General features: G+C 33.5%; 14 protein-coding genes. 9 read left to right on the forward strand and 5 right to left on the reverse strand.

All coding sequences use genetic code 11. The annotated features are described in order from the left end of the window. Positions 1-22: 22 nt before the first annotated feature. The gene (locus FM121_RS09375; protein WP_086951905.1) at positions 23-547 is read right to left on the reverse strand and encodes a Gx transporter family protein; all 525 of its coding nucleotides are present in this window, start codon (positions 545-547) and stop codon (positions 23-25) included. A gap of 169 nt (positions 548-716) precedes the next feature. Further along, on the reverse strand, positions 717-2,630 hold the full coding sequence (locus FM121_RS09380; RefSeq protein WP_086951906.1) for an NAD(P)/FAD-dependent oxidoreductase: 1,914 nt from the start codon (positions 2,628-2,630) through the stop codon (positions 717-719). Between the two features lie 291 nt (positions 2,631-2,921). On the opposite strand from FM121_RS09380, the gene pplA reads away from it, so the two are divergent. From pplA to FM121_RS09400, 4 genes are all read left to right on the forward strand, one after another. Continuing rightward, entirely contained in the window at positions 2,922-3,845 is a 924-nt protein-coding gene (pplA, locus tag FM121_RS09385; RefSeq protein WP_086951907.1) for an extracellular electron transfer flavoprotein PplA, read from the forward strand. 118 nt (positions 3,846-3,963) lie between these two features. Further along, on the forward strand, positions 3,964-5,067 hold the full coding sequence (locus FM121_RS09390; protein WP_086951908.1) for an FAD:protein FMN transferase: 1,104 nt from the start codon (positions 3,964-3,966) through the stop codon (positions 5,065-5,067). 12 nt (positions 5,068-5,079) lie between these two features. Beyond that, entirely contained in the window at positions 5,080-6,021 is a 942-nt protein-coding gene (gene menA / locus FM121_RS09395; RefSeq protein ID WP_086951909.1) for a 1,4-dihydroxy-2-naphthoate polyprenyltransferase, read from the forward strand. Between the two features lie 127 nt (positions 6,022-6,148). Continuing rightward, entirely contained in the window at positions 6,149-7,078 is a 930-nt protein-coding gene (locus FM121_RS09400) for an FAD:protein FMN transferase (RefSeq protein WP_179203847.1), read from the forward strand. Between the two features lie 17 nt (positions 7,079-7,095). On the opposite strand, the gene FM121_RS09405 is transcribed toward FM121_RS09400, so the two are convergent. Next, positions 7,096-8,046, reverse strand: a complete 951-nt coding sequence (locus FM121_RS09405; protein WP_086951910.1) for a LysR family transcriptional regulator — start codon at positions 8,044-8,046, stop codon at positions 7,096-7,098. A 175-nt stretch (positions 8,047-8,221) separates the two neighbouring features. Here FM121_RS09405 and FM121_RS09410 point away from each other — a divergent pair, with 175 nt between their 5' ends. Genes FM121_RS09410 through FM121_RS09420 form a run of 3 tightly spaced genes read left to right on the forward strand, consistent with a single transcriptional unit; the run spans position 8,222 to position 12,485 of the window. Continuing rightward, positions 8,222-8,848, forward strand: coding sequence for an NADPH-dependent FMN reductase (locus tag FM121_RS09410; RefSeq protein ID WP_086951911.1), 627 nt, complete (start codon positions 8,222-8,224; stop codon positions 8,846-8,848). After that, positions 8,845-11,259: a flavocytochrome c gene (locus FM121_RS09415; RefSeq protein ID WP_086951912.1), complete on the forward strand. Its 2,415-nt coding sequence runs from the start codon at positions 8,845-8,847 to the stop codon at positions 11,257-11,259. The genes FM121_RS09410 and FM121_RS09415 overlap by 4 nt, the downstream gene beginning before the upstream one ends. 14 nt (positions 11,260-11,273) lie before the next feature. Further along, positions 11,274-12,485 carry an L-lactate MFS transporter gene (locus tag FM121_RS09420; RefSeq protein ID WP_086951913.1) on the forward strand — a complete coding sequence of 404 codons (1,212 nt, stop codon included), beginning with the start codon at positions 11,274-11,276 and terminating at the stop codon, positions 12,483-12,485. Positions 12,486-12,543: 58 nt separating this feature from the next. Here the strand turns inward: FM121_RS09420 and FM121_RS09425 are convergent, their stop codons facing one another. Together FM121_RS09425 and FM121_RS09430 are read right to left on the reverse strand one after the other, a co-directional pair. Continuing rightward, positions 12,544-13,713, reverse strand: coding sequence for an iron-containing alcohol dehydrogenase (locus tag FM121_RS09425; RefSeq protein ID WP_086951914.1), 1,170 nt, complete (start codon positions 13,711-13,713; stop codon positions 12,544-12,546). Between the two features lie 65 nt (positions 13,714-13,778). Beyond that, on the reverse strand, positions 13,779-14,543 hold the full coding sequence (locus FM121_RS09430; RefSeq protein ID WP_086951915.1) for a DeoR/GlpR family DNA-binding transcription regulator: 765 nt from the start codon (positions 14,541-14,543) through the stop codon (positions 13,779-13,781). Between the two features lie 293 nt (positions 14,544-14,836). On the opposite strand from FM121_RS09430, the gene FM121_RS09435 reads away from it, so the two are divergent. Then, positions 14,837-16,189, forward strand: a complete 1,353-nt coding sequence (locus tag FM121_RS09435) for a Na+/H+ antiporter NhaC family protein (RefSeq protein WP_086951916.1) — start codon at positions 14,837-14,839, stop codon at positions 16,187-16,189. Between the two features lies 1 nt (position 16,190). Further along, positions 16,191-17,393: an S-methyl-5-thioribose kinase gene (gene mtnK, locus FM121_RS09440; RefSeq protein ID WP_086951917.1), complete on the forward strand. Its 1,203-nt coding sequence runs from the start codon at positions 16,191-16,193 to the stop codon at positions 17,391-17,393. The last annotated feature ends 13 nt before the right edge of the window (positions 17,394-17,406 follow it).

A 17,406-nucleotide genomic window follows, 5' to 3' on the forward strand; every position in this document is an offset into this window, starting at 1 on the left:
TCTCCTTTTTATAGAGTGTGTCTTATTCGTATTCTAATTTAAATTCTTGAATTGTTTTAACATGTTCCATCACATAATTTGCCGCAATACCAATTGCAATGCCAGCTAAGATACCAATCCATGAGAGGACAGGTAGATAAAGCATCACGTTCCAAGATCTAGCAATCCAACTAGCCATGACAAGTTGCCCCACGTTGTGTAGAAAACCACCAGCGGCACTAATGCCAATGGTACTGATTCTTTTTGAGCCAAATTGTTTCAAAGAAAGCATCCCAAGATAACTTAAAATAGCGCCGGCTGCACTATAAAGTAGTGTTGAAACAGTTCCGCCAAGTAAAGTAGTTAAGAAAAGTCTTAGAATAACGAGTAAAAAACTATCTTTTACAGGCATGGTAAAAATCGCAATAATTGTAATTAAATTGGCAAGTCCAAGTTTTGCACCTGGAGCAAAAGCAAACGGAAAGGGAATCATATTTTCTAGTAAACCGATGATGATACCTTGTGCTACGAGTAAGGCAATATAAATTAATTTTTTATTTTTATTCATTAAGTTTCTCCTATCATAGTGAGAATACTATCATTTAAATCGGAAAGCAACTGAAAATGCTGTCTAATTATAAAAGAAAAGGACTGTGACTGAGTAATCACAATCCCTCCTATACTAACAAATGTTGTCACAAAATTAAGCACTGTGACAACTTCATTTAATTTATCAATTAAGCGTTATCGCCATATTGAGACTTCACGTCACCGTACCACCATTTACCAAACGTTCTTTGGATCCATGGCATTACCCACTTGTCTAGACCAAATGCACGACCTGAACCGTTCATTAAAGCGAATGCGACAAATAGGAACCAGATGTTAACCCAGTAGAACATACCTGAGAGACAGAACATCACAACTAAGACAATTGTTGTTGCATTAGCTAACCATGTAAATAAACCAGCGATGATAGCTAGAGCTAATAATACTTCAAAAATTGTCATGAATTTTTGCATAAATAAAGCAACGTCTTGGTTAGGCATCATGAATTCCATAATGTTTGAGAACCATTTAGGCATTGTCTTAAAGACTGTCATTGGTTCTTCGCCATAAGCATAGCTTAAACCAAATGCAGGATCCGCCACGGCAGTAGCGACATCAGTTGTAGCAGCTGCTTCACTGGCACCACTTGTTGCATCAGCGGCTTGTTGTAACCATGGGAATGGAAAAGCAACATTATCAGTAAACCATGATCCTTCACCAAACCAAGTGCCAGGTTGCATTAGTTTACCATTACCAACAATTTTTTTCATTGCTTCAACTAACCATACAGAACCGTAGAAGACACGTAGTGGTACTGACCATAAAACATTACTGTTACGAGAAGAGTGACCACGCATAATGTTACGTTGATCACCAATTCTAAAGAATTCGTGCATGATATATTGGAAAGCATAGTATCCAGAACGAATGTCAAAGAAATAACGTAAGTTAATAATATGTTTCATCGCCATTGCGAAGAAACCACTCATGTGAATTTTATCAAAGACACAAGCAACAGCATATTTAGATCCAATAGAAACCATGAATCCATCATACTTACCTTTATAAGCTACTTTTTCAGTTCCATTAATGTCAGCTAAAATATTTTTAGCGGCACAATGACCTGTTTGTTCAGCGGCTTGAACGATTTGAGGTGTTGCCATATTTTCTTTTTCTTCAAAATAAACTAAATCACCAATTACATAGATATTTTTATCTTCGTAACCTTTAGCTTGCATGAACTCATTAGCTACTAAACGAGCTGCACGAGCTGATTCCATTTTGAATTCTTCAGTGTCACTGTTAGCTTTAACACCAGCAGTCCAGATTAAAGTATGTGTTGGAATTTTTTCGCCAGATTTAAGAACGATATGATCCTCTGCTACTTCAACAATAGGAGTATCTTTAAGAATAGTTACGCCTTTTTTAAGTAAGTATTTTTCAGCTTTTCCAGCATCGTTACGATCTAGCATGTTTAAGATTGTAGGAGCTGCTTCAACGACCATTAAGTTAATTTCGCTTGGGTCTAATTTATTTTTCTTAGCAAGAACTTCTTTCCAGTCGATTAATTCTCCGACCATTTCGATCCCTGTAAAGCCAGAACCACAAACAACAAAGTTTAACATTGCTTTACGTTTTTCAGCGTCCGGCTCCATAGCAGCTAGTGTCACTGTTTTTTCGATATGATCATGAATTTTAATTGCATTGTCCATAGACCATAAAGTGAAACCATGTTCTTTAACGCCAGGTGTTCCAAAGTCGTTAGGTTCGCCACCCATAGCAAGTACTAGGTAATCGAATGAATAAGAACCACGTTCTGTTTTTACCACTTTATTTTCTTTGTCAACGTTGACTACTGAATCAGTAACAACACTCACATTTTTTCTCTTGCAGAATAGTCTTTGTAAATCGTATTGGATTGCTTCTGGTTCGACACGTCCACCAGCAACTTCATGCAATTCGGTCATCATTGTTTGATAAGAATGACGGTCAATTAAAGTAATATGCATGTCGCTATTTTTTTTAAGCTTCTTAGAAAGCATCTTTGCAGCTGCTATACCAGAATATCCAGCACCGACTACAACAATCTCTGTTTTAGCCATGATATAATTCTCCCCTTTTCATAAATAAAAAATATAATAATAAGTACAAAAATAAATTGATTACGTGAAAAAAAATACACAATCGTATTTAATTATAAAGCCAAGTGCATAAAAAGTCTAACAAAATTTATAAAATTTTTAGAATTTTTAAGAGTTACTGACTTTTATTAAAAATTTGTGAAAAAGTGAATTTGATATTTAAAAAGAATTGCTTTTTTTATAGGAATGAGATAAAATAAATTCTGTAAATAAGTTCACATGAACTAAAAAATAAAAGGTGGTTTTATCATTATGAAAATGAAAAAATTAATTACTGGTATGACAGTTTTGGCTATGACAACATTACTATTGGCTGCTTGTGGCGGAAGTAAAGATAAAGATACAAAAGACTCTACAGCAAAATCATCAGAAGTTACTAAAAAAGACGATAAAAAAGAAGACGCAGCTCCAAAAGAAAAAGAAGCTGGTGGCGATCTTAAAGATGGCGAATATACATTAGAAGAAAAAAATGAAGAAAATGGTTACCGTGCAACATTTACAATGGTCGTTAAAGACGGTAAAATTTCTGAATCTAAATATGATAACATCAATAAAGATGGTAAATCAAAAGTAGATGACGAAGAATATAACAAAAAAATGACAGAAGTAACTAAAACTGGACCAAAAGAATTTATTCCAGAATTAAATGAAGCTTTCGTAGCAGCACAATCAGCTGATGGTGTTGATGTAGTAACAGGTGCTACTCACTCTACCGAATCATTCAAAAACTATGCACAACAATTAATTCAAGCAGCTCAAGCTGGCAAAACAGACAAAATCGAAATCGATAATGGCGCTAAATTAAAAGACGGTGAATACACATTAGAAGAAAAAAATGAATCTAATGGTTACCGTACTGCGTTCACTATGGTAGTTAAAGATGGTAAGATTGCTGAATCTAAATATGATAACATCAACAAAGATGGTAAATCAAAAACAGAAGATGCTGAATACAACAAAAAAATGGAAGAAGTTTCAAAAAATAGCCCAGAAAAATATATTCCTGAGTTAAACAAAGCATTAGTTGAAAAACAAAAACCATCTGAAATGGACGTAGTAACAGGAGCAACTCATTCTACTCATTCATTCCAAATGTATGCAGAACAATTAATTAACGCTGCAGAAAAAGGCGACACTGCTAAAATCGAAGTAGATAACCTTGTTTTTAAACAATAATTATTCGTATTAATAAAAAAGAGGCTGACATTTAGGTCAGCCTCTTTTTTGTTTTAATTTGAAAAAAAACCAAATTTATAGTTAAATGTAACAGATAACTAAAAACGGGGGAAAATCAATGAAAATTAATAAAAAAGGTTGGCTAGCATTGTTAGTTATACCGATAGCGATGTTAACCTTAGCTTCATGTAGCTCAACATCTAAGAAAGAAAACAAAGTAGAGAGTAAAAATACCTCTGTTTTAAAAGATCCTTATAAAAAAGAAGAATTTTTAATGGGAACATATGTCAGAGTCCAAATTTTTGATGAAGGTAAGGAAGATGTCTTAGATAAAGTGTTTGATCGAATCAAAGAATTGGATAAAAAAATTACGGTTAATCAAAAAGGATCTGAAGTCGATCAAATTAATGAACAAGCTGGAATTAAACCAGTCAAAGTATCGGATGATGTTTACCGTTTAACGAAAGATTCGTTGTATTTTAGTGAAGATTCAAAAGGTGGTTTTGATTTAACCATTGGACCCATCACAAGCTTGTGGCACATCGGATTTGATGATGCAAGAAAACCAGAACAAAAAGAAATTGATGATAAATTAAAATTAGTTGATTACAAAAAAGTTAAGTTAGATGAAAAAGAAAAAACAGTTTACCTTGAAGAAAAAGGAATGGAACTAGACTTAGGTGCGATTGCTAAGGGATTCATTACCGATGAAGCTGTGAAAGTTCTTGAAGATAATGGTGTAACAACTGGGATTGTCGATTTAGGAGGAAATATCTATGTTCTAGGTGATAGCCCTAAAAATAAAACAGGAAATTGGAAAGTTGGTATCCAAGATCCTAACGAGGCCAGAAATACCATTGCTGGTTCAGTTGAGAAAAAAGATATGTCACTGGTGACTTCAGGAATTTATGAACGTAATTTAGAAGTAGATGGTAAAGTTTATCATCATCTATTCAGCTCGGAAACAGGCTATCCTTTTGAAAATGAAATTGCTGGTGTGACGATTATCTCTGAAACGTCAATTGCTGGAGATGGACTATCAACAGGCGTATTCTCAATGGGTGTGAAAGATGGAATGAAATATGTGGAAGACCGTAAAGATATTGATGCGATTTTTATAACGAAGAGTGATGATATTTATCTAAGTAGTGGTGTGAAAGATATATTTAAATTAAATGAAGATTCTCCTTATAAAGTAAAAGATATTAAGGATTTAAAATAGCGAGGGAAGAAAATGACAGTCAAAGTTTTTTTAGAGTTGGTTGAGATTAGGACGAAGTTAGCAAGTCTTTTTCCTTATTTAGTAGGCTTGCTATTTTCTGCTTATTATTTTGAGCAAGTAAATGGTATAAATATGTTCTTGTTTTTTGTGGCAATGTTTACTTTTGATATGGCAACAACAGCCATTAATAATTTAATGGATTTCAAAAAAGCTAAAAATGATCATTATCAAGAAAATACAAATATTGTTGGTATGGCGAAATTAGATGAAAAAAAAGTAAGTTTCCTTATTTACGGGATGATTGCTTTTTCAAGTATCATTGGCATTTATCTAACTTACCGAACAAGTCTTTTGCTTCTAGCAATGGGTGGATTGTGCTTCTTAATTGGTATTTTTTATACGTTTGGACCAGTTCCGCTATCACGTATGCCTCTAGGTGAAATTTTTAGTGGTGTGACAATGGGTTTTGGTATTTTCTTTATCACAATCTACTTGAATATTGCTCAATTAGACATTTTAAGTCTGTCTTTGATGGATGGACATTTTGCCTTAGTTGGTAATATTAAAGAATTATTTTTTATTGTCTGGGCATCGGTTCCAATGATCTTCACTATTGCCAATATTATGTTGGCTAATAATCTTTGTGATATGGAACAAGATATTAGTAATCATCGTTATACTTTGCCTTACTATATTGGCAAAGAAAATGGCGTAAGGTTGTTTCAAATTTTGATGTATAGTTGTTATATATTTATAGTAGGCGGTATTGTTTTAGGTATCTATCATTGGATAATGTTACTTGTTTTAGGGACGTTTCCATTGATCCATAAAAATGTTCAAGCATTTAGTCAAAAACAAGAAAAAGCTACAACTTTTAGTATTTCGATTAAAAATTTAATAATTTTTAATGGGGCCCAGGTTATTGGGTTATTACTTAGTTTAATAATAGGATAAGGATATTTTAAATAGAAGTAGAAAAATCAAAATTTTAATTAATTTTGATTTTTTTTATTAACCACAATACCTTTAAGAGTGTTATGGTAGTATCAAATAAAAATGTTTGTATTAAGGGAGAGTAAGAGTGAAGGAAGAGGAAAAGATAATTAATCGTATGGGAACAACTATTAAATTGAAAGTCCAAGCAGAAAATGCTCACCACATATTACAAGTTGCGGAGAATATGTTAATTGATTTTGAACAACGCTTTAATGCAAATGATGAAAATTCTCAATTAATGAAGTTAGCTAAAAATGCAGGTGAAAAGGTGACGGTTTTGGATCAAGATTTATATGAACTTATCAAAATAGGTAAGCGTCATAGTGATGATCCAGACAGTTTTTTAAATATTACTTTAGGACCTTTAATTAAAGCTTGGAACATTGGCTTTTTAGATGCTCAGATGCCCAAACAAGAAATAATTACTGAAAAATTACAATTAAGTAATCCAAAAAAAATTCTACTAGACGATGCGAAACAGTCTGTTTTATTAAAAGAAAAAGGGATGTCAATTGATCTTGGAGCTTTGGCAAAAGGTTATTTTGCTGATAAAATTATTCATTTTTTTAAGCAGGAGGGGGCTGTTTCAGGTTTCATTGACTTAGGAGGAAATGTATTAACTTTTGGGGAAGCCTCTCATACTGGGGACGATTTTTGGAAAGTGGGTATACAAAATCCATTTTTACCAAGAGGAAATCAGGCTATGATCCTAAAGATAAAGAATCAATCGGTTGTAACGTCTGGCATTTATGAACGAGTATTAGTTGATAATGATCAAAAATATCATCATATATTTGATCGAAAAACAGGTTATCCAGTTGCTACGGACCTAGTAAGCTTAACAATTGTTTCTAAGTTATCATTAGATGGAGAGATTTGGACAACTCGATTATTTGGTCACAACATCTCTAAAATATTAGAGACAGTTTCACAAGATGATTCATTAGAAGCTATTTTAATGACTAAGAATGGAGAATTGGCTTATACAAAGGGAATAAAAAATAGGCTTGTATAAATAAGGACAGATCCTTTTTAATTAAAGTATCTGTTCTTATTTTTGATATTTTTGGAAATTTCAGTAGTAAAAATTTGAATCAATTGTTCCTCTTCTGGTGTTAAATTTTTTTTATTAGAAAAAGCAATAAAGTATTTTAAGGATATAAGCTCTTGATTGAGTAAGTATAAGTTACAATTGTCTAAATTTTGAAAAGGTAATGTACTTTCTGGAAGAAGCGTGATACCAACTCCATGACTAGCTAGTTCACCAACTGTAAAAATATTGTCACACTCAAGGGAAATATTAGGAGTTATATTATTTTTTTGTAAAAGATAATCAATTTGTCTACGAATAGCAGAACCGCGTGTTGTTAAAACTAAAGGTTCGCTAAGTAGTTGCCTGATTGACAAGGTTCCTTCAGGGAGAAACTGCGTATTTTTTTGATACAAAGAAGAAGTATTAGGAATCAAAGCAAAGTAAGAGTGAGAACCACAATCTTTAACAGTTAAATTAGGAGAGATAGTTTCAGGATTTTGGCCGATCAAAAAGTCTAAATCTCCATTAAGTACTTTATCTTCATTAGCACTAGGAATATCTTCATTAATATTAATCATCAAATTAGGATTCTTCTTGATAAATTTAGGAAGAATGATAGGTAATAAGTAGGTCCCTAAACTCGATAGGATTCCAATACGAATCGTTTGATGATCAGGATAGGAAAGTGTATGAATTTTTTTCATAAAGTTATCTTGTTCAATTTCCAATGAAGTTAAGTGTTGATAATATATTTTACCAGCCTCAGTTAATTGAAGTGGTTTAGAGGTTCTATTAATAATAGAGACTCCCAAAATTTTTTCTGTTTTTTTTATTGTCTGGGTTAGATAAGGTTGGGATATATACAATTCTTTTGATGCTTTAGTAAATGTACCGTGTTTTAAAAGCATTTCTAAATATTGTAACATTAAGTTTGATTCAATAGTTGTCATGCCAACACCTCCTATTATCATTATAACAAATTACTTATAACTCCATACAAAAATAAATATTTCACAAAACGGTTTATATCTATTATAGTCTGTTTATAAGCTTATTTAATTTATTAAATATTTTTTTACTTTATATTGCTCGTTAAATCACAATAGAAGAGGGAAGGGTTAACAAATGAAAATAGTAGGCATAGTAGGAACCAATTCAAATGAGTCAACCAATAGGAAATTACTTCAATTTATGAAAAAACACTTTTCAAAAGAAGCAGAAATTGAATTGTTAGAAATTGCAGAGTTTTCAAGCTTTAATGAACCAGAAGAAAAAATAGCCCCAAGTAATATTCAAGAATTCTCCAAAAAAATAGCTAATGCAGATGGTGTCATAATAAGCACACCAGAGTACGATCACTCTATTCCGGCAGCTTTAAAAAGTGTATTAGAGTGGCTTTCGTATACGACACGACCATTAATTGATAAACCCGTTATGATCGTTGGTGCATCTCACGGTTCATTAGGCTCTTCTAGAGCGCAGGGTCATTTAAGACAAATTTTAGATTCACCTGAACTAAAAGCACGTATCATGCCTAGTGCGGAGTTTTTACTAGGAAGATCACTTCAAGCTTTTGATGAAGAGGGTAATTTAGTTTATGCAGAAAAAGTAACAGAGTTAGAAGATTGTTTCCACGAATTTATCATGTTTGTTGAAATAGTTAATCGCCTTATCAGTGAGAATAAATCTACTAGAGAAATAAATAAAGTTTTTTCTTGGGAAAAATTTCAAGATGGAGGGGAAAAAGAATGAAATTAATTGCAATTGTTGGTACTAATGCTAAAAAATCATATAACAGAGTTCTTCTAACATTTATGCAACAACACTTTAAAGAACAGGCAGATATTGAGATACTTGAACTGACTAACGTTCCTATGTTTAATGAATCTATTGATCAATCGGATACAGCAGTTATTCAAGAATTTAATCAAAAAATATTGGAAGCTGATGGGGTAATTATTGCTACACCAGAGCATAATCATTCTATTCCCTCATCACTTAAGAGTATTCTAGAATGGCTCTCTTTTCAGTTGCATCCTTTTGATGGTAAACCAGTCATGATTGTAGGAGCTTCTTATGACGTACAAGGGTCTTCGAGAGCCCAGTTACACTTAAGACAAATCCTTGATGCTCCTGGGGTTAATGCTAATGTGATGCCTGGATATGAGTTTTTATTAGGACAAGTACATAAAGCTTTTGATGAAAATGGAAATATTAAAAATGAAGGAACGGTAGACTTTTTAGAAAGTTGTTTCTTGCGTTTTTTACGCTTTACACAAATTTCAAATCTATTAAATATTCCAGAAGAAGTATGCTACGAGCCGGGTATCTACAATGTTGTAGCTCCAGGTCATAACGGTAATTTACCTATGGCTGTAACGTTAACAAAAGAAAGAATTGAAGATATTAGCATTGATACGTCTGGAGAATCAGAAGGTATTGCCGATGTTGTCTTTACTAGAATCCCTTCGCAAATAGTTGAGGGACAAACCTTAAATATTGATATTCTGTCTGGAGCATCAGTGACAAGTCAGGGCGTTATTGATGGTGTTGCCAAAGCTGTTAAGCAAGCTGGAGCCAATCCGGATATTTTAAGAAAAAGAGCAAAGGCGCCAAGTGCATTAGATAAAGAGGATACTGAGCTAACGGCCGATGTAGTTGTTATTGGTGGCGGAGGAGCTGGGTTGTCAGCAGCCGCAAGTGTCTTACAAGAAGGGAAAAGTGTTGTAATTGTTGAGAAATTCCCTTCAATTGGAGGAAATACAGTTAGAACAGGAGGACCTATGAATGCGGCAAACCCAACATGGCAAAAAGGATTTTCTGCCATGCCTGGAGAACATCATACATTGGAAGATATGTTAACGTTAGATGAAGGGGAAGTAGATGAAGAATATGTTAATGATGTTAAGTTACTTAAAGAACAAATAAGAGCTTATTTAGCTGATGAAGATTATTTATTTGATTCATCTATCTTACATCGAATTCAAACTTACTTGGGTGGCAAAAGAGTTGATCAAAATGGAGAAAAAATATACGGCCAATATGATTTAGTTAAGATTTTAACGGATGAAGCGTTGAATTCAATTCATTGGTTAGAAAATATTGGGGTTGAGTTTGACCAAGATGATGTAACCATGCCTGTTGGGGCTTTATGGAGACGTGGTCATAAACCGTTAAAAAATGAAGGATATGCTTATGTAGCAGCTTTAGAAACATTTGTTAAGGAACAAGGTGGAGAGATAATAACGGATACGGCAGTCGAAGAGATTATCATGACTAATGGTAAGGCTTCAGGTGTAATCGGTAAAGGAATGAACGGGCAAAAAGTAACCGTAAATGCCGATGCAGTAGTGATTGCTTCTGGTGGTTTTGGAGCAAATACCAAAATGTTGAAGCAATATAATACGTATTGGACTGAGATTGCAGATGATATCAAAACATCTAACTCACCAGCGATTACGGGAGATGGCATACATTTAGGGAAAGAAGTTGGAGCTGAATTAGTAGGAATGGGATTCTCTCAAATGATGCCAGTGTCGGACCCTAATACAGGAGCTCTATTCAGTGGGTTACAAGTTCCACCACAAAACTTTGTAATGATTAATACAGACGGCAAGAGGTTTGTAAACGAGTATGGTAGCCGTGATGAATTGACTCAAGCAGCTATTGATAACGGGGGATTATTCTATCTAATTGCAGATGAGATGATTAAAGAAACTGCTTATAACACAAGCCAAGAAAAAATTGATCAGCAGGTAGCAGCAGGTACTTTGTATCGAGGAGAGACGTTGGAAGATTTAGCTAAACAATTAAATATATCTTCTGAAGTTTTCATAAAAACGATTACTAACTACAATCATTATGTCGAAAAAGGATTAGATCCAGAATTTGGAAAAGATGTATTTGATCTAAAAGTAGAAAAAGGACCGTTTTACGCAACACCAAGAAAACCAGCAGTCCATCATACAATGGGTGGATTAAAAATAAATACTAAAACAGAGGTTATCGACACAAATGGACAAGTAATTAGTGGCTTATTTGCAGCTGGGGAAGTAGCTGGTGGGATTCATGCTGGTAATCGTTTAGGCGGAAACTCACTAACAGACATTTTCACCTTTGGTAGGATTGCAGGTCAGTCAGCTGTAAATCAATTAACGAAATAAGTGGGGGATAACTGATGAATAAAGGGATAAATAGATGGGCTGTTTTGTATGCTTCAACAGCCGTATTACTTTGTACAGGTGCAGTATATGCATTTAGTGTTTTAGCAGGTCCTTTAAGTGCTGCTAAAGGGTGGTCAATGGAAGAAGTCATGTTAGCATTTACTATAAATGCAGCTATTGCGCCGATTCCAATGATTTTAGGTGGCTTCATGACGGATAAAGGCCTAGCTAAATGGGTTATTGTAAGTGGGGGACTATTATTTGGAATAGGTTTTTTCTTAACTGGGATTGTGAATAGCACAACCATGCTATACCTAACTTATGGACTTATAGGTGGACTAGGTCAGGGATTAGCTTACTCAGGTTGTTTAAGTAATACGATTAAACTATTTCCGGATAAAAAAGGTTTAGCTTCAGGCATTATTACTGCTGGAATGGGTGGAGCAGCTATTATTGCTGCTCCTATAGCTAATCAATTAATTGCGACATTTGATGTTATGGTGGCTTTTAAAGTTTTAGGGATAAGCTATATCGTGGTTGTCTTGATAGCAAGCTTATTTATTAAAACAGCACCAGCTAATCTAGTAGCAAGTGGAAATTCACAACCTATAGTAAACGTTAATTGGAAAGGTATGTTGAACACACCCTTCTTTTACTTGATTTTCTTTATGTTGTTTAGTGGTGCTTTTTCTGGTCTGATGATTGCTTCGAATGCTTCAGTTATTGGTCAGAAAATGTTTAGCTTAACACCTGGTGTAGCAGCCTTTTATGTTAGCTTATATTCATTATCTAACTGTTTTGGTAGAGTCTTATGGGGAACAGTATCTGATAAAATAGGAAGAAATAGATCATTCAGTATTATTTTGATAGTTGTTATATTAGCTTTTATCACTTTGGTAACATTATCTACTCAAGTTGGTTTCATGGTGGGAATTATAGCGTTGGGACTTTGCTTTGGAGGCGTTATGGGAGTCTTTCCACCTATGGTAATGGAAAACTATGGGCCGGCTAATCAGGGTGTTAATTATGGTATTGTGTTCATTGGTTATTCAGCTTCAGCTTTCTTTGCGCCTAAGATGGCTATTAGTATGGCAGAAGCAAATGGAGGTAGTTTTACAAGTGCCTTTTATGTTGCTATAGCAGTAGCAGTTGCGGGATTACTATTTAATTATATTTATATGAAATTAAAAAAAAATAGTAGTAATACAATTTTGGAAACAAAATAGATAAGAGACCGACGAAAAAGTATTTATCCTTTTCGTCGGTCTCTATTTTAATTATATACTATAAAGCTAGTTTTAAAATGTTAATAATATCTTCTGAATTAAGAGGTTTTAAATGGCCCACAGTTTGCGAATCATTTTTAGTCGCTCGATTTGCCATTTCTTCAAAATGAGTGTTATCAATATCAAACTCAGCTAATGTAGACCTCATGCCCATTTTATTGAAAAATTCTTTCGTTTTTTCAATTCCCAAAGTAATAATCTCATTTTCAGTATAAGCGAAAGGATCAATCCCAAAAACACGTACCCCATATTGAACAAAAATATCAGGATGTGACTTGCTAACATAAGTCATCCAAGCAGGGAAAATAACAGCCATCCCTTCACCGTGAACAATTCCGTATTGCCCACTCACTTCATGTTCAATTCTATGAGATGCCCAATCAGGCTCACGGCCAAGTTCTAAACTATTATTATGCGCCATAGAGGCTGTCCACATGATTTCTGCGCGTAATTCATAATTTTCTAGATCATTAATTAAATGATTTCCATTAATAATGAGTGACTTAGCAGCTCCTTCTAAAAGAAAATCAGTTAAATTAACATTTTTTTCGTTTGTAAAATAGCGTTCCAAAAGATGAGTTAAAATATCAGAAACACCTACACCGGTATGATATTTAGGAAGTTTTAATGTATATTCGGGATTTAATATTGAAAATTTAGGAATAATTAAGTTGGTTTCTACCCCTAATTTATGCTTCTCTTTAGAAACGATTGTCGCATTTGACATTTCTGAGCCTGAAGAAGCAACTGTTGCAATGACTCCAATAGGTAAAGCATCTGATACCTCTTCTTTACCTAAAAAGAAATCCCAAGTATCACCCTCATATAAAGAACCAAATGATAGGGCTTTGGCCGTGTCAATGACACTTCCACCACCTACAGCAAGGATAAAATCAATATTATTGTCTGTCACTTCTTTTTCTAATCGTTGAATCAAACTTAATTCAGGATTGGGGACAACATCACCATTTTTAAAAAGATTAATATCATATTGCTGACATTCTTCTTCAATCGTTTGATAAATTCCTAAATCAAAAATATAATCGCCACTATATAGGACTAAAACATTTTTTGTTACTGTATATTGATTAATTAATTTTCCGACTTTTTTTTCTTCCCCTTGACCAAAATAAATGTTGGCTGGATTGTGATAATTAAAATTTAACATATTAGTTAGCTCCCTTATAAATGATTAATTAGTTGGAAGAAATACATTTAGTGAAGGAATAGGTATTAATATATTAATCGAATGTTTTCTTCTTTAAAGAAAGAAAGCCACTCGTTATTAATCGGTTTTTGATCGGTAATGACCGTTTGAATTTTTGAAAAATTTGAAATTAAGTGAATCGTTCTAAAATCAAATTTAGTATGGTCGACTACCAGGATATTTTGTTTAGATTGAATCATAAATTGTTTTCTAACAAGAGATTCAACCTCACTGTTATCTGTTGGTCCAATTCCAAGTGAAAGTCCTGAACTACTAATAAAGGACTTATCAATTAGGTATCTCGCGACATCAGCTTGAGCATTAGCTCCAACAAAAGAGTGAGAAACACGTCTGAAATTTCCACCAATTCCTATGAGATCAATTCTAGGATTTCCCTTTAGACAATTGAATATATCAAGAGAATTAGTAATGACAGTAATCTTTAATTGCGAGTCTAGTAGCTGGTTTGCAATAGCTAGGCACGTTGTTGAGCTATCCAGTGCTATAGAGTCACTATCTTCAATTAAACTAATAGCAAGTTTGGCCATGACCTCTTTTTCTTCCATGAACATCGATTCTCGTAGTGGAATTGGCACTTCTTTGTCTTTGATGTTCGGCATAAAGGCACCACCCCGAACTCGCTTTAATTTTTTTTCATCTTCAAGAGTATCTAAATCTTTTCTAATTGTTTCTTCTGTAACACCAAGCATTAAACTAAGGTCAGTCACTTTTACGCTACCTGTTTTTTCTAACAAGTTAAGTATAGCGTTTAATCTATCATATTTTATCATTATTTTCTTTCCTTATCTTAAAGGTTTTCGATACTCTTATCTTAACAAATATAAATAAAAAGTAAAGATTAAAAAGAAAAAAACAAACCTTTTCAAAGAAAAACAAAGAAAAAACGTTTATTATTTCTTGTTTTTCTTCGAAATGTCTTGTTTTTCTTTTTTTATTTAGGTATAATCCAATCAGTTGGAAGCGAATACATTTTTTGTTTTGGAGGGGATGTAACAAAATAATCGTGTTCTATCAAGCTTTAAGGTGAAACTAATTAAAACTTATTGAATGGGGAGAAAATAAAATGGAAAAGAAGAAAAAAGGGCACTTTATGGGGATGGTCCCACTTATTATCTTTTTAATTTTGTACATGGCAACAGGTTTAATAACAGGAAGTTTTGAAAACATGCCATTGATGGTGGGGATTTTAATTGCATCGTCTATTGCATTGTTAATGAATAACAAAGATAATCCTTCAACTTTCGAAGAGCGCGTTATGATGTTTTGTAAAGGTGGTGGAGATTCAGGTTTAATGTTAATGGTTGTCATCTTCATTTTAGCAGGCGCTTTTTACGGAGTTGCTAATGGAATGAATGCAGTAGATTCGATTACTAACTTAGGCCTTAGTGTTTTACCATCTAACTTGATTTTACCAGGACTTTTTATTATTGGCTGTATCTTAAGTTTTGCGATGGGAACATCAATGGGAACTGTTGCAGCGCTTGCGCCAATTGCGATTGATATTGCTGAAAAAACAGGAAGCAATGTAGCTTTAGTTTGTGGTATTGTTGTTGGGGGAGCAATGTTTGGAGATAACTTATCATTTATCTCAGATACAACGATTGCGGCAACAAGGAGTCAAGGCGTTTCGATGAAAGATAAATTTAAAGCAAATATTTTAATGGTTTTACCAGCTGTGGTAATTAATCTAGTTGTCTTAGCTTTACAACCAATTGATACAACCGCCTTATCAACAGCTACTCATGAATACAATTTAGTGAACATCATACCTTATATCTTAGTAATTATTCTCTCTTTAGTGGGTGTTCAAGTGTTGCTAGTTATGGTAGCCGGGATTCTTTCGGGAATGGCTATTGGCTTAATCCATGGAGACTTCAATATCATTGAGTTTATGAAAATTGCTCATGATGGTATGAAGGGCATGGAAGATATGGCTATTATCGCTGTTTTAGTTGGTGGTTTGGTAGCTTTGATGAATTATTTAGGTGGTATCGATTGGTTACTCGAATTATTAACTAAAAATACGAAAAGTGCTCGTGGTGGCGAATTATCAATTGCAGCTCTAGTTAGTTTAATGGATATTGCAACGACTAATAATACAATATCTATTATTGCAGCAGGACCTCTAGCTAAAGACATTTCAGATGAGTTTGGGATTTCAAGAGCAAGAACTGCTAGTTTATTAGATCTTTTCTCTGCAGCGTTTAACGGATTACTACCTTATGCAGGTCAATTGTTAGTTATTGGTGGAATGGCAGGTATTTCACCAGTTAGCATTATGCCATATAATTGGTATTCGATTTTAATGTTAGTTTTTGGATTACTTTCAATTGCGATTGGTTTTCCAAAAGGAACTTTATCAGACCACAAAAAAAGCGTAACAAGTCAATCAGTTACAGTAGAAGGGGAAGTTTAATATGGAAAAATTTAAAGCACATTTTTTAATGTCACATGATGATGTGAAAGAATATGTCACTCAAAAGTTAAATCTCTTTTCAAAAGAGGCAGAATTGGTAGTAAAAGAAGTTGGCGATGGTAACATCAATTATGTGTTTATCGTAGAAGATGCTAAAACTAAAAAAAGTGTTGTCGTTAAACAAGCAGATGTTTTACTGCGTTCATCAGGTAGACCTTTAGATATTAATCGTAACAAGATTGAAGCAGATATTTTAAAAATTCAATATGATTTAGTACCAGAATTTATTCCAGAAATCTACCATTATGATGAGGCTATGGCAGCATTAACAATGGAAGACATATCTGCTTATAAAAATCTACGTTATGAGTTAGAAAAAAAGATAATATTTCCTAAATTAGCAGATGAAATAAGTACATTTTTGGTAGAAACGTTATTATCAACTACTGATTTAGTATGGGATCGACAAGATAAGAAAAAACAAGTTAAAAACTTTGTTAATATAGATATGTGTGATATCAGTGAGGACTTAGTCTTTACAGAGCCGTATAACGATTATAAAAAACAAAATGTTATAATAGAAGGGAATCAAGAGTTTGTTGAACGTTTCATCTATATGAATCAAGCCTTGTTAACAGAAATTGCTAAATTAAGAAATAATTACATGAATAATGCTCAAGCCCTTGTTCATGGAGACTTACATTCGGGTTCGATTTTTGTTAATCAAGACGGAATGAAAGTGATTGATCCTGAGTTCGCATTTTATGGACCAATGGGATACGATATTGGAAATGTGATTGGAAATTTATTCTTTCCGTTAGCAAAAAATGAGTTTTATGATCACGATGAAGAGTTCAGTGAATGGTTAATAACAACCATTCAAGATATTTTTGATCAAGTTAAAGAAAAATTAACGCAAGCTTATGCAGAGAAAGTTAGTTTGTCCATTTATCAAAATGAAGCCTTTAAAACACAATTTATTAATGGCATTATGGCGGATACATTAGGTTATGTGGGGACAGAAATTATTAGACGTGTGATTGGTGATTCTAAAGTGAAAGAAGTAGCTACTGCACCTTTAGGAAAAGAACGCATTGCTATGGAACGAAGTTTATTAAAATTAGGAATTGATTTAATTTTACACCGAGATGATTTTAATTCAGGAGAAGAATTAGTTAAGGCTTTTCAATTAGTCAAAGCATAAAGATAGGGGAGTA

This window comes from Vagococcus fluvialis bH819, assembly GCF_900163795.1.
GTDB lineage: Bacteria > Bacillota > Bacilli > Lactobacillales > Vagococcaceae > Vagococcus > Vagococcus fluvialis_A.